Genomic DNA, 12990 nt, shown 5'->3' with positions numbered 1-12990 from the left:
GCCGGAGGGAATTCGGGGATAACTTCGAGGGCGAGCTCCGGACCGCCTCCCCGCGTCCGGGGCGCCACCCGCCACCCGTGGTTCCCCGAGGAGGGCCCCATGTGTCTGTTCCTGTACGACGACGACCCCGAGCCCGAGGAACGGGTCCCGGCCGGGCCCCTGTACGTGCCGGCCCGGCCGGGAGGCGAGAGCGCGGTGCTGCGGCTGTTCCGGACCCCGCTGGGCGAGCGCACCGCCGTCGGCTTCACCGCCCCGGAGCGGCTGTCCGCCACGCTCGGCGCCGCGCAGACCTGGATCAGGCTCTCCGAGTCGGCCCTGCGGGCGCTGGCCGCGCCCCTCGGGGTGACCCTGCTGACGGTCGATCCGTCGCTGACGGCTCCCCCGGTCGCGACGACCCCGGCCGCGGTGACCCCGGTCGCGGGCCCCGGCGCCGGTCCGCTCAGCCGGACCGCCTGATGGGAGACCGGACCATGACCGCGGACGTCCTCCCCGTACCGAACCCGGCCACGAACCCGGCCCCGGGCCCGGCCCCGGACCCCGCCGACGACCTGTCCGTCTGGCCCGCTTCCACCGCCCCCCTCCCGCACGGCGGCGTGGCCGTCGGCGGGGTGCCCCTGGCCGAGCTGGCCGACCGCTTCGACACCCCGCTCTACGTCCTGGACGAGGGCGAGGTCCGCACCCGCTGCCGGAGCTACCTCGACGCCTTCCCCGACGCCGACGTGCTGTACGCCGCGAAGGCGTTCCTGTCCCGGGCGATGGTGCGCTGGGTCCGGGAGGAGGGCCTGGGCCTGGACGTCTGCTCGGCCGGGGAACTGGAGCTGGCCGTGACCTCCGGGTTCCCGCCCGAGCGGATCGTGCTGCACGGCAACGCGAAGTCCCCCCGCGACCTGGAGGCGGCGCTGCGGCTCGGCGTGGGGCGGATCGTCATCGACAGCGCCTCCGAGACGGCCCGGATCGCCGCCGCCGTCGGCCCCGGGGAGCGCCAGCGGGTGATGGTGCGGGTGGTGCCCGGCGTCTCGGCCGGCGGCCACGACAAGATCCGCACCGGCACGGACGACCAGAAGTTCGGGCTGTCGCTCACCGACGGGTCCGCGGGGCACGCAGTGGCCCGGATACTCGGGCAGCCGCGGCTCGAACTCACCGGCCTGCACTGCCACATCGGGTCCCAGATCACCGGGGTGAAGCCGTACGTGACGGCCCTGCGGCGGATGGTGGGGCTGCTGGCCCAGATCCGGGACCTGCACGGGGTCGTCCTGCCCGAGCTGGACATGGGCGGCGGCCACGGCATCGCCTACCGGCCCGGCGAGGCCGTCCTCGACGTAGCCGCCCTGGCCGCGCGGCTGCGCGCCGAGCTCGCCGAGGCCTGCGCGGCCGCCAGGCTGGCCGTGCCCCGCCTCCTCGTCGAACCCGGCCGGGCCCTCGTCGGTCCGGCCGGGGTGGCCCTGTACCGGGTGCTCGCCGTCAAGCGCACCGGCACGACGGTGTTCGTCGCGGTGGACGGGGGCATGAGCGACAACCCCCGGCCCGCCCTGTACGGGGTGCGCTACGCCCCCCGCCTGATCGGCCGGCGCTCGACGGCGGCCCCGTGCGCGGCGACCGTCGTCGGCCGGCACTGCGAGGCGGGGGACGTGCTGGCCGCCGGTGTGGAACTGCCCGGCGACGTCCACCCCGGGGACCTGCTGGCCGTCCCGGTGGCGGGCGCCTACCAGTTGTCGATGGCCTCCGGGTACAACCTCGTCGGCCGGCCGGCGGTCGTCGGGGTCCACGGGGGCGCGGCCCGCCTGCTGGTGCGGCGCGAGACGCTGGAGGACTTCCGCGGCCGGGACGTCGGGGCCTGAGCAAAGCCGTACCGCGGCCCCCGCGTCGCCCCGCCCGGCGGGAGCGCCGTACGTCAGCCGGCGTGGACGTGGGGGCGGCGGGCCCGGTCGGGTTCGGCCGCGCGGATGACCTCACGGGTGACGGGGGCCACCTCGCCCTGCCCGAAGAGGAAGAAGCGCAGGAAGTTGGTCATCGGATTGCCCTCGGTCCACTCGAAGTAGATGTGCGGGCGCTGTCCCGTCCCGTCGCGCACGTGCAGGAGCAGTGCGGCCAGGGCGTTGGGGACGGTGGAGCTCTCCAGGGTGAGGACCCGGTAGCGGTCGTGGAGCACCTCGCCGCTGACCTTCAGGCCGGATTCGAACTCGGACGGGTCCAGGACGGTGACCTCGACGAACAGCACGTCGTCGCCCGGGGGGATGTCGTTGTCCTCGCGGATCTGCTCGACCTTGTCCCGGTACTCGGCCTTGTCCCGCCGGTCGGGCTCGTTGGCTATGAAACGTATCGTCCGGTTGGCGGTGTCGCGGACGAACCGCTGCGCCATGTCGTCGAGCTCCACGTGCGTGACGCGCAGTTCGAAGACCCGGGCCAGGCGGGAGAGCAGCGAGAGCGCCATGATGCCCGCGATGAAACAGGCTCCGATCTTCACGCCGTCGGGCCGCTCCACCACGTTCACCGCCGTGGTGTAGACGAAGACGGCCGAGATGATCCCGAAGCCGATGGTCCAGCCGCGCTCGCCCGCCCGTTTGGCGGCGATGGTCACGGCCACGGCGGCCGAGGTGATCAGCACCAGCACGCCGGTCGCGTACGCGCCGCCCTGCGCGTCGACGTCGGCGTCGAACAGCCAGGTCACCAGGAAGGCGACGAGCGTGAAGACGATGACCATCGGGCGCAGGGCTCGGGCCCAGTGCGGGGCCATGCCGTAGCGGGGCAGGTAGCGCGGCATGAGGTTGAGCAGGCCGGCCATCGCGGAGGAGCCCGCGAACCAGAGGATGAGGATGGTCGAGACGTCGTAGACCGTGCCGAAGGCGGAGCCGAGGTGCTCGTGCGCGAGGTAGGCGAGCGCGCGGCCGTTGGCCTCGCCGCCCGCCTTGAACTCGTCGGCGGGGATCAGCAGCGTGGTGACGAAGCTGGAGCAGATCAGGAAGACGCTCATGATCACGGCGGCCGTGGTCAGCAGCTTCTTCGTGCCGCGGATCCGGCCGGCGGGCCGGGCCCCGGTGTCGTCGGGGTCGCCGTGCACGTGCGGCATGACCGCGACGCCGGTCTCGAAACCGGACAGGCCGAGGGCCAGCTTGGGGAAGACGACCAGCGCGATGGCGATCATCATGAACGGGTTGCCGTGCTCGGCGGTGAGGGCCTGGGTCCAGTCCGCGACCACGTGCGGTTCGGTGGCGACCTGCCACAGACCGACCGCCACGACCACGACGTTCAGCCCGAGATAGGTGGCGACGAGCACCACGGCCACCCCGATGGCCTCGCTGAACCCCTTGAGGAACACCGCGCCCAGCAGGGCGATCATGAGCAGGGTGATCGGTACCTCGTGGCCGTGCAGGGTGCTGGTGAGGTGCGGGTTCTCCACCAGGTGCGCGGTCGCGTCGGCGGCCGAGAGGGTGATGGTGATCAGGAAGTCGGTCGCCGCGAACCCGAGCAGGGTCAGGACGAACAGCTTGCCCTTCCAGAAGGACAGCAGCCGCTCCAGCATGGCGATGGAGCCCTCGCCGTGCGGACTCTCCTCGGCCACCCGCCGGTAGACGGGCAGGGCGCCGAACAGGGTGAGGACGACCAGCACGATGGTGGCGAGCGGCGAGAGCAGCCCGGCGGCGAGCGCGGCGATGCCGGGCTGGTAGCCGAGGGTGGAGAAGTAGTCCAGGCCGGTCAGGCACATGACGCGCCACCAGGGGCGGCCCTCGTGCGCGGTCCCGGTCTGCGCGTGCTGCCCGGGGCGGTCGGTCAGGCCTTCCAGCATCCACGCGCGCAGGCGTGGTGTGCGGGCAGGGGTGGCCATCGTGGGGGGCTCCTGTCGTACGGCATGGAAAAGCCGTCGGCGTGGACACGACGGCTGAGCCAGCGTACGCAGTTCGATCGTTTGTGCACGTAATCGGGCCAATCCTGACGCGACCTTAACGCGGGTGCCCGGCCGGGGCGGCCCGGCGCGAACCGTCCGGCCCCGGGGCGGCGGCGGCCCGGCCCGGAGCGGTCGAAGCCCGGCGGCGGTGCGGCCGAGCGGCCCTCCGCGGGGGCGCTTTCGAGTGACACCGCAGCCCGGCTCCGGGCGTGGTCCCCGCCGGGTGCCCGACCATCTCAGGCGGCCGGTCATGCTCCGGTCACGGGCTGCCGATCAGGCCGGGATCCACGCCGTCGTGGCACCGGGCCGCCGCTGGGAGATCACGTGTACGTCCTGCTCGTCGCGAGCGCCTTCAACAGCCTCACGCAGCGAGTCCACGCCGAACTGCGCGACCACGGCCACCGCGTGGCGGTGGAACTCGCCCTGCCCGGCGTCCCCCTGGCCGACGCCGTGCTCCGGCACGATCCCGACCTGGTCCTCGCCCCGATGCTGACGACGGCCATCCCCGAGGAGGTGTGGTCCGCCCGCACCTGTCTGATCGTCCACCCGGGGCCCGTCGGCGACCGGGGTCCCTCCTCCCTCGACCGGGCCGTGCAGGAGCAGGTGACCCGCTGGGGCGTGACCGTGCTCCAGGCCGGGGCCGAGATGGACGCCGGCGACGTGTGGGCCACCGCGGAGTGCCCGGTCCCGCCGGTCGGCAAGAGCGACCTGTACCGGGGCGAGATCGCCGACGCGGCCCTGCGGGCGGTGCTGCTCGCCGTCGAGCGGGTCGCGTCGGGCACCCACACCCCCGTCCCCCAGGACCCGGCCGCCGTCCGCACCCGCCCCTACCTGCGCCAGGAGGCCCGCCGCATCGACTGGGAGGCCGACTCCACCGACCGGGTCCTGCGCACGCTGCGCGCGGCCGACTCCCGGCCGGGCGTCCTGGACGAGCTGCTGGGCGGCGAGTGGTACCTGCACGGCGGCCACCCCGAACACCGCCTGCGCGGCCGCCCCGGCGAACTGCTCGCGACCCGGGCGGGGGCCGTGTGCCGGGCCACCGCCGACGGCGCCGTGTGGATCCCGGAGCTGCGGGCCCGCCGGGTGCCCGGGGAGCCCGCCCCGGTGAAGCTGCCCGCCGCCCTGGCGCTCGGCGACCGGCTGCCGCCGCTGCGCGAGCACCCGGCCCCGCCCCCGCACGCGGACGCCCGCGGCCGTACGTGGGCCGACGTCCGCTACCGGGAGGAGGGGCCGGTCGGTTTCCTGTCCTTCGCCTTCCCCGGCGGTGCGATGGGCACCGCGCAGTGCCGCCGGCTGCTGGAGGCGTACCGGGCCGCCTGCGCCCGCCCCACCTCGGTGCTCGTCCTGGGCGGTGGCCGCGACTTCTTCTCCAACGGCATCCACCTGGGAATCATCGAGGCGGCCGCCGACCCGGCGCGGGAGTCCTGGGACAACATCAACGCCATGGACGACCTGGTCGAGGCGGTCCTCACCACCACCGACCGGCTCGTCGTCGCCGCCCTCGGCGGGAACGCCGCCGCGGGCGGGGCCATGCTGGCGCTCGCCGCCGACGAGGTCTGGTGCCGCGCGGGCGTGGTGCTGAACCCGCACTACCGCCTGATGGGGCTGTACGGCTCCGAGTACTGGACGTACACGCTGCCGCGCCGCGTCGGGGCCGCCGCCGCGGACCGCCTGACCACCGAGGCCCTGCCGGTGAGCGCGGCCGGCGCGCTCCGGCTCGGGCTGGTCGACCGTACGGTGCCCTGCGCGCCGCAGGCCTTCGCCGGCGAGACCGCGCGGCTGGCGGCGCACCTGGCGGCGCTGCCCGCCGCCCAGTCCCGGATCGCCGCGAAGAAGGCCCTGCGCGAGCGCGACGAGGCCGTCCGGCCGCTGGCCTCCTACCGGGAGGCGGAGCTGGCGCTGATGCACCGCACCTTCTTCGACCCCGCGGCCCCGTACCACGCCCTGCGCCGCGCCTTCGTGCGCAAGGAGGCGGCGGCCGCAACCCCGCCGCACCTGACCCGTCCCGTGCCCGGGCGGCCCGGAGCCGCCATCACCTCACTGGCCGTACATGACGGAGCACCGGGGGCGGAGGGCTGTTAGCAAGAAAGGTGTGGCCGGGGCAGTCCGGCCCGCCGCGCACCCCGCCCTGAACACCGCTCCGCCCCCCTTCCCCAAGGAGGCATCCGCATGGATGCAGCACCGACCGCCGCCCCGGCAGAGGACCCCCCGATCCACATCCTCTGGATCAACGCGGGGCTGAGCTGCGACGGCGATTCCGTGTCCCTCACGGCAGCGATGCAGCCCAGCATCGAGGAGATCGTCATGGGGGTCCTGCCGGGACTCCCCAAGATCGCCGTGCACTGGCCCCTGATCGACTTCGAATGCGGCCCCGTCGGGGGCGCGGACACGTTCATCGAGTGGTTCTTCAAGGGCGAGCGGGGCGAGATCGACCCGTTCGTGCTGGTGGTCGAGGGCTCGATCCCCAACGAGAAGATCAAGCCCGAGGGCTACTGGTGCGGGTTCGGCGACGACCCGGAGACCGGCCAGCCCATCACCACCAGCGAGTGGATCGACCGGCTGGCCCCCAAGGCCCTCGCGGTCGTGGCCATCGGCACGTGCGCCACGTACGGCGGCATCCACGCCATGGAGGGCAACCCGACGGGCGCGATGGGCGTGCCGGACTACCTCGGCTGGAACTGGACCTCGAAGGCCGGGATCCCGATCGTGTGCGTGCCGGGCTGTCCGATCCAGCCCGACAACTTCTCCGAGACCCTCACCTACCTGCTGTACCAGGCGGCGGGCTCGGCCCCGATGATCCCGCTGGACGACAAGCTGCGCCCGACCTGGCTGTTCGGCGCCACCGTCCACGAGGGCTGCGACCGCGCCGGCTACTACGAGCAGGGCCAGTTCGCGCAGACCTACGACTCCCCCCAGTGCCTGGTCAAGCTGGGCTGCTGGGGTCCGGTCGTCAAGTGCAACGTGCCCAAGCGCGGCTGGATGAACGGCATCGGCGGCTGCCCCAACGTCGGCGGCATCTGCATCGCCTGCACGATGCCCGGCTTCCCCGACAAGTTCATGCCGTTCATGGACGAACCGCCCGGCGCCAAGGTCTCCAGCAAGGCCAGCGGCGTGTACGGAGCGGTGGTCCGCCGGCTCCGCTCGATCACGGAACACACCGTCGACCAGGAGCCGAAGTGGCGCCAGAGCGGCCGGACGCTGACCACGGGCTACCGCCCGCCCTGGTGAGCACCGCCGTCTTCCCCCGCACCCAGCGCACCAACCCCCGCACCGAAGAAGGGTCACGGCAGAAACGATGACACCGAAGACGAAGGCGGCCGGAGACGGCAGCGGCCTGGTCGAGATGGCCTGGGATCCGATCACCCGGATCGTGGGCAGCCTCGGCATCCACACGAAGATCGACTTCAAGCAGAAGCGGGTCGCGGAGTGCTACAGCACCTCGTCGGTCTTCCGCGGCTACAGCGTCTTCATGCGCGGCAAGGACCCCCGCGACGCGCACTTCATCACCAGCCGGATCTGCGGGATCTGCGGTGACAACCACGCCACGTGCTCCGTGTACGCGCAGAACATGGCCTACGGGGTGAAGCCGCCGCACCTCGCCGAGTGGATCATCAACCTCGGCGAGTCGGCGGAGTACATGTTCGACCACAACATCTTCCAGGAGAACCTGGTCGGGGTCGACTACTGCGAGAAGATGGTCCGCGAGACCAACCCGGGCGTCCTGGAGAAGGCCGAGCGCACCCCCGCCCCGCACGCCGGTGAGCACGGCTTCAAGACCATCGCCGACATCATGCGCTCCCTCAACCCCATCGAGGGCGAGTTCTACCGCGAGGCCCTCCAGGTCAGCCGGTACACGCGCGAGATGTTCTGTCTGATGGAGGGGCGCCACGTGCACCCCTCCACCCTCTACCCGGGCGGCGTCGGCACCATCGCCTCCGTGCAGCTCTTCACGGACTACATGAGCCGCCTGATGCGGTACTGCGAGTTCATGAAGCGGGTCGTGCCGCTCCACGACGACCTCTTCGACTTCTTCTACGAGGCCCTGCCCGGGTACGAGGAGGTCGGCCGCCGGCGCGTGCTGCTCGGCTGCTGGGGCGCGCTCAACGACCCCGAGCACTGCGACTTCACGTACGCCAACATGACCGACTGGGGACGGAAGATGTTCGTCACCCCGGGCGTGATCGTGGACGGCAAGCTGGTCACCAACGACCTCACCGAGATCAACCTCGGCATCCGCATCCTGCTGGGCAGCTCGTACTACGACGACTGGGAGGGCCGGGAGCAGTTCGTCACGCACGACCCGCTCGGCAACCCGGTCGACCCGCGCCACCCGTGGAACCAGCACACCATCCCGGCCCCGCAGAAGCGGAACTTCGACGACAAGTACAGCTGGGTGATGTCTCCGCGCTGGTTCGACGGCAAGGACCACCTCGCGCTGGACACCGGCGGCGGCCCCATCGCGCGCCTGTGGTCCACCGCCCTGTCCGGGCTGGTGCAGACCGACTACGTGCAGGCCACCGGCCACAGCGTGGTCATCACCCTGCCGCGCACGATGACCAAGCCCGAGACCCGCTTCGAATGGAAGATCCCGAAGTGGTCCAACGCGCTGGAGCGCAACCGCGCCCGCACGTACTTCCAGGCGTACGCCGCCGCGATCGCGCTGCACTGCGCCGAGAAGGGCCTGGCGGAGGTCCGCGCCGGACGCACCCAGACCTGGGAGAAGTTCGAGGTCCCGGACGAGGGCCTGGGCGTCGGCTTCACCGAGGCCGTGCGCGGGGTGCTCTCGCACCACATGGTGATCCGCGACGGCAAGATCGCCAACTACCACCCGTACCCGCCGACCCCGTGGAACGCCAGCACCCGGGACACCTTCGGCACCCCCGGCCCGTACGAGGACGCGGTGCAGAACACCCCGATCTTCGAGGAGAACTCCCCGGAGAACTTCAAGGGCATCGACATCATGCGCGCGGTCCGCAGCTTCGACCCGTGCCTGCCCTGCGGCGTGCACATGTACGTGGGCGGCGGCAAGACGGTCAAGACGATGCACGTGCCCACCGGCCTGAGCGGACTGGGCGGATGAGCGCCGCCCTGGACGCCCGGCAGGCGGGCGCACGGGTGGAGGAGGTCCTGGAGGGCCTGGCCTCCGGCGGGGACCGGCGGGCGTGCGCGGCCGCCGAGGAACTGGTGCGCGTCCTCATGGACTTCTACGGGGCCGGGCTCGCCCGGATCGTGGAGCGGCTCGGCGGGGAGACGCTCTCGCCGGTGCTGGACGACGAGCTCGTCGCGAGCCTGCTCTCGCTGCACGACCTGCACCCCGAGGACGTCGGCACCCGGATCGGGCGGGCCCTCGGCGCCGCCGGGGACACGGTGGAGCGGGTCGCCTTCGACGAGGCCACCGGGGTGCTGCGGGTACGCCCCCGCGCGGCCGCCTCCGGTTGCGGGTGCGGTTCCCCGGCGGACTCCGCCCGGGTCCTGGAGGAGGCCCTGGCCTGCTTCGCCCCCGAGGTGACGGCGGTGGAGGCGGAGGCCGCCCCGGCCCCGCAGCAGCCCCTGCTGCAGATCTCCGTCCGGCCGCCCGCACCGGTGCGGGTGCCGTGACGGGGCCCGGCCTCCTGGCGGGCGGCCCGCGCGGCCTGCGCCGGTTCACGGGCCCCCGTCCGCCCCGTCCCGAGAGCTGCGAGCTGTGCGGGACCGCGGTGGCCGGGGACGGCCACCGCCACCTCGTGGAGACCGAGAAGCGGAGCCTGGTGTGCGCCTGCACCGGCTGCGCCCTGCTGTTCGACCGGCCGGGCATCGTGACGGGCCGGTTCCGCGCCGTCCCCCAGCGGTACCTGGCCGATCCCGCGCACCGGCTCGACGACGGGGCGTGGGAGCGGCTCCAGATCCCGGTCGGCGTGGCGTTCTTCTTCCGCAACGCCGCGCTCGACCGGCTGGTCGCCCTCTACCCGAGCCCGGCGGGGGCCACCGAGAGCGAGCTCGACCCGCAGACCTGGCAGGACGTACTGGGCTCCGGCCGGCTGTCCGAGCTGCTGGAACCCGACGTGGAGGCGCTGCTGTTGCGCCGCTCGGAGGGCCGCACCAGCTGTCACCTGGTGCCGATCGACGTCTGCTATGAGCTGGTGGGGCGGATGCGGCTGCTGTGGCAGGGCTTCGACGGCGGCGCCGAGGCCCGGGCCGCGCTGGACGCGTTCTTCGCCGAGGTCGGGCGGCGTGCCCGGGTGCTCGCTCCGGGGCCGGTGTCATGACGGCCGCCACGGAGTTCGCCTTCACCTGCACGGGGGTGCGCGCCGACCCGTACGCCGCGGGCCCCACCCTCGTCTTCCGGCTGCGCGTCGCCGCGGGGGCGGGGGTGCGGGTGCACGCGCTGGCCCTGCGGGTCCAGCTGCGGATCGAGCCCGCCCGGCGGGGCTACTCGGACGCCGAGGCCGAGGGCCTGGCCGACCTGTTCGGGGAGCGTTCCCGCTGGGGCAACACCCTCCAGCCGGTGCAGTTCGCCCAGGTGTCGGTGATGGTGCCGAGCTTCACCGGGGAGACCGAGACCGATCTGGTCGTCCCCTGCACCTACGACATGGACATCGCGGCCTCCCGCTACTTCGGCGCCCTGGAGGACGGCGAGGCACCGCTGCTGATGCTCTTCTCCGGCACGGCCTTCACCGGCGAGGGCGGGTTCCGGGTCGAGCCGGTGCCCTGGGACCGGGAGGCCTCGTACCGGATGCCCGCCGCGGTGTGGCGGGAGATGGTCGAGCAGCACTTCCCGGGCTGCGGGTGGCTGCGGCTGCCCCGCGACACGATGGCGGAGCTGCTCGCCTACCGCTCCCGGCACGCGCTCGCCTCCTGGGAGGCGACGGTACGGGCGCTGCTCGACTCGGCCGCCGGGGCCGTCCCGGCCGCCGCCCCGCCCCCGCCGCTGCGGCTGGGGGCCGTACTGCCGCGCGTCACCGAGAGGACCGCTCCGTGACCACCACCACCGAGCGGGACTCCCGCTTCGACACCGCCCGGCACGTGGCGGACGCCGTCCTCTTCGAGGGCTACGTGCTCTACCCGTACCGGGCCTCGGCGGCCAAGAACCGGCTGCGCTGGCAGTTCGGGGTCCTGGTGCCGCCCGCCTGGGCGCCCGAACACGGCGAGCACGCCTACCAGCGGACCGAGGTCCTGATGGAACCCCGCGGCGAGGCGACGCTCCACCTGGAGCTGCGCTTCCTGCACGGCCGGCGCCGCACCGTCCAGCGGCTGTACGAGGACGGCAGGTACGCCGACGTCGGCGAACTGCACCTGCCCGACCGGATCCTGGTCCCCTGGGACGAGGGCACCGAGGAACGGGTCGCACTGGCCGTCCCCGTGGCCGCCCTGGCCGGTGAGGGGGTGGTGCTCCCCTTCACCCGGCCGGCCCGCGAGGAGAGCGAACCGGTGCTGGACGGCTCGGGGCGCGCCATCGGCCGCCTGCTGCTGCGCACCGAGGAGGCCGAGGGCCGGGTACGGGTCTCGGCGGCCGAACTCGACGGCCCCTACCGGGTGCTGAAGCTGACCGCGGTCGTGGAGAACACCAGCGCCTGGACCCCCGCCGACGGCGACGGGGCCACCCGCGAGGCGGCCCTGCCGCGTTCGCTCGTCGCCGCCCACCTCCTGATGGGGCTGGACGCCGGCTCCTTCCTGTCGATGACCGACCCGCCGGAGTGGGCCCGGGACGCCGTCGCCGCATGCGACAACCGGCACACCTGGCCGGTGCTGGCGGGCGGCGAAGGCCGCGCCGACGTGGTCCTGTCCTCCCCGATCATCCTGGAGGACCACCCCGCGATCGCGCCGGAGAGCGCCGGGGCGATGTACGACGCCCTGGAGATCGACGAGATCCTCGCGCTGCGCACCGCGACCCTGACCGAGGAGGAGAAGCGCGAGGCGCGCGGGACGGACGCCCGCGCGGCCGCCGTGATCGAGCTCGCCGACTCGATGCCGCCCGAGGTCCTGGAGCGGCTGCACGGCGCGGTGCGCGGACTGCGGGAGGTCACCGGCCCGGACTCCTTCGACGGGCCGTCCACCCTGACGGAGGTCCCGGACGGGGAAGCCGTGTTCCGGCCGGAGGCCCCCTGGTGGGACCCGGCGGGAGCGGATCCGGCGCCCGAGCGGATCCTGGTCGACGGGGTCAGCGTGGGACCCGGCAGCCGGGTGCTGCTGCGGCCGGGCCTGCGGCGCACCGACGCCCAGGACCTCTTCCTGCGGGACCGCACCGCCCTGGTCGAGACCGTCCTGCACGACGTGGACGGCGGGGTGCACCTCGCCGTCACGGTGGAGGGGGACCCGGGCGCCGACATCCGCCGGGAGCAGGGCCGGTTCCTGTACTTCCAGCCCGACGAGGTCGCCCCGCTGGAGGACGCGTGAGCGGCGCGGTCCTGGTCGCCGGCATCGGCAACGTCTTCCTCGGCGACGACGGCTTCGGCGTCGAGGCGGTGCGCGCCCTGGCGGCGCACCCGCTGCCGGGGCACGTGGAGGCGGTGGACTTCGGGGTGCGCGGGGTCCACCTGGCCTACCAGCTCCTGGACGGCTACGACACCCTCGTCCTGGTCGACGCCACCGCGCGCGGCGGCGCCCCCGGCACGCTGTACCTGATCGACGCGTCCACCGGGGAGGCGGGACCCCTGTCCCCGGGTCCCGCCTCCCCCGGCGCCGCCGTCCTCGACGGCCACCACATGTCCCCCGACACCGTCCTGGCCCTGCTGGGCACCCTGTGCGCGGGCACCGGCGCCACCCCGCCCCGGCGGATCCTCGTCGTCGGCTGCGAACCCGCCTGCGTCGAGGAGGGCATCGGGCTGAGCGGCCCGGTGGCCGCCGCGGTGCCGGAGGCCGTCCGGATGCTCCTGGACCTGCTCCGGGAGGAGGAACCGCAGGGGGCCGCCGAGAACGCCGTAGCCGTAGCAGTCGCCACCGCCACCGCCACCGCCCACCCGAACCTCAGCGAACCGAGGAGAACCCCATGAAGAAGGCCGTCATCGGCACAGCCGCCGCCGTGGCCCTGGTCGCCGTACTCGCGCAGGTCCTCCCCGACCTCAAGCGCTACCTGCGCATGCGCTGCATGTGAGCCCCGCCCCGCCCCGGCGCCCGAATGGCGTACGGGG

At 73.6% G+C, this 12990-nt stretch carries 12 protein-coding genes; 11 read left to right on the top strand and 1 reads right to left on the bottom strand.

The window, feature by feature from the left end:
• The first annotated feature begins 99 nt into the window (after positions 1–99).
• Positions 100–456, top strand: a complete 357-nt coding sequence (locus SLAV_RS31495) for an SAV_915 family protein (RefSeq protein WP_100661065.1) — start codon at positions 100–102, stop codon at positions 454–456.
• Between the two features lie 14 nt (positions 457–470).
• Positions 471–1838, top strand: coding sequence for a diaminopimelate decarboxylase (lysA, locus tag SLAV_RS31490; RefSeq protein ID WP_100661331.1), 1368 nt, complete (start codon positions 471–473; stop codon positions 1836–1838).
• A 53-nt stretch (positions 1839–1891) separates the two neighbouring features.
• Here the strand turns inward: lysA and SLAV_RS31485 are convergent, their stop codons facing one another.
• Complete coding sequence (locus SLAV_RS31485) at positions 1892–3823, bottom strand: APC family permease (protein ID WP_100661064.1); 1932 nt, start codon at positions 3821–3823, stop codon at positions 1892–1894.
• 384 nt (positions 3824–4207) lie between these two features.
• Between SLAV_RS31485 and SLAV_RS31480 the strand changes: the two genes are divergently transcribed.
• The 9 genes from SLAV_RS31480 to SLAV_RS43700 all read left to right on the top strand — a co-directional run bounded on the left by SLAV_RS31480 (position 4208) and on the right by SLAV_RS43700 (position 12953).
• Positions 4208–5965 (top strand): enoyl-CoA hydratase-related protein, encoded by a 1758-nt coding sequence (locus tag SLAV_RS31480; RefSeq protein WP_100661063.1) that lies wholly within the window; start codon positions 4208–4210, stop codon positions 5963–5965.
• 87 nt (positions 5966–6052) lie between these two features.
• Positions 6053–7111: an NADH-quinone oxidoreductase subunit B family protein gene (locus tag SLAV_RS31475; RefSeq protein ID WP_100661062.1), complete on the top strand. Its 1059-nt coding sequence runs from the start codon at positions 6053–6055 to the stop codon at positions 7109–7111.
• Positions 7112–7178: 67 nt separating this feature from the next.
• Positions 7179–8963 (top strand): nickel-dependent hydrogenase large subunit, encoded by a 1785-nt coding sequence (locus tag SLAV_RS31470; RefSeq protein ID WP_100661061.1) that lies wholly within the window; start codon positions 7179–7181, stop codon positions 8961–8963.
• Positions 8960–9481 (top strand): NifU-related iron-sulfur-binding protein, encoded by a 522-nt coding sequence (locus SLAV_RS31465; RefSeq protein ID WP_100661060.1) that lies wholly within the window; start codon positions 8960–8962, stop codon positions 9479–9481. Before SLAV_RS31470 ends, SLAV_RS31465 begins: the two co-directional genes overlap by 4 nt.
• The gene (locus SLAV_RS31460) at positions 9478–10128 is read left to right on the top strand and encodes a DUF5947 family protein (protein ID WP_244225249.1); all 651 of its coding nucleotides are present in this window, start codon (positions 9478–9480) and stop codon (positions 10126–10128) included. The genes SLAV_RS31465 and SLAV_RS31460 overlap by 4 nt, the downstream gene beginning before the upstream one ends.
• Complete coding sequence (locus SLAV_RS31455) at positions 10125–10841, top strand: DUF6084 family protein (protein ID WP_100661059.1); 717 nt, start codon at positions 10125–10127, stop codon at positions 10839–10841. The genes SLAV_RS31460 and SLAV_RS31455 overlap by 4 nt, the downstream gene beginning before the upstream one ends.
• Entirely contained in the window at positions 10838–12256 is a 1419-nt protein-coding gene (locus SLAV_RS31450) for a hypothetical protein (RefSeq protein ID WP_100661058.1), read from the top strand. Before SLAV_RS31455 ends, SLAV_RS31450 begins: the two co-directional genes overlap by 4 nt.
• The gene (locus SLAV_RS31445; protein ID WP_100661057.1) at positions 12253–12852 is read left to right on the top strand and encodes a hydrogenase maturation protease; all 600 of its coding nucleotides are present in this window, start codon (positions 12253–12255) and stop codon (positions 12850–12852) included. Before SLAV_RS31450 ends, SLAV_RS31445 begins: the two co-directional genes overlap by 4 nt.
• Entirely contained in the window at positions 12849–12953 is a 105-nt protein-coding gene (locus SLAV_RS43700) for a DUF6893 family small protein (RefSeq protein WP_373916542.1), read from the top strand. Before SLAV_RS31445 ends, SLAV_RS43700 begins: the two co-directional genes overlap by 4 nt.
• Positions 12954–12990: the final 37 nt, after the last annotated feature.

Source organism: Streptomyces lavendulae subsp. lavendulae, assembly GCF_002803845.1.
In the GTDB taxonomy this organism is placed as follows: domain Bacteria; phylum Actinomycetota; class Actinomycetes; order Streptomycetales; family Streptomycetaceae; genus Streptomyces; species Streptomyces lavendulae.
The sequence above is the reverse complement of the archived record's forward strand: the minus strand, read 5'-3'. Positions and strand labels throughout refer to the sequence as shown.

What these genes read in the sequence shown, in the direction of transcription:
- SLAV_RS31455 (WP_100661059.1), top strand. Translation starts at nt 10,125, where the DNA reads ATGACGGCCGCCACGGAGTTCGCCTTCACCTGCACGGGGGTGCGCGCC.
- SLAV_RS31470 (WP_100661061.1), top strand. Translation starts at nt 7,179, where the DNA reads ATGACACCGAAGACGAAGGCGGCCGGAGACGGCAGCGGCCTGGTCGAG.
- SLAV_RS31465 (WP_100661060.1), top strand. Translation starts at nt 8,960, where the DNA reads ATGAGCGCCGCCCTGGACGCCCGGCAGGCGGGCGCACGGGTGGAGGAG.
- SLAV_RS31485 (WP_100661064.1), bottom strand. Translation starts at nt 3,823, where the DNA reads ATGGCCACCCCTGCCCGCACACCACGCCTGCGCGCGTGGATGCTGGAA.
- SLAV_RS43700 (WP_373916542.1), top strand. Translation starts at nt 12,849, where the DNA reads ATGAAGAAGGCCGTCATCGGCACAGCCGCCGCCGTGGCCCTGGTCGCC.
- lysA (WP_100661331.1), top strand. Translation starts at nt 471, where the DNA reads ATGACCGCGGACGTCCTCCCCGTACCGAACCCGGCCACGAACCCGGCC.
- SLAV_RS31495 (WP_100661065.1), top strand. Translation starts at nt 100, where the DNA reads ATGTGTCTGTTCCTGTACGACGACGACCCCGAGCCCGAGGAACGGGTC.
- SLAV_RS31475 (WP_100661062.1), top strand. Translation starts at nt 6,053, where the DNA reads ATGGATGCAGCACCGACCGCCGCCCCGGCAGAGGACCCCCCGATCCAC.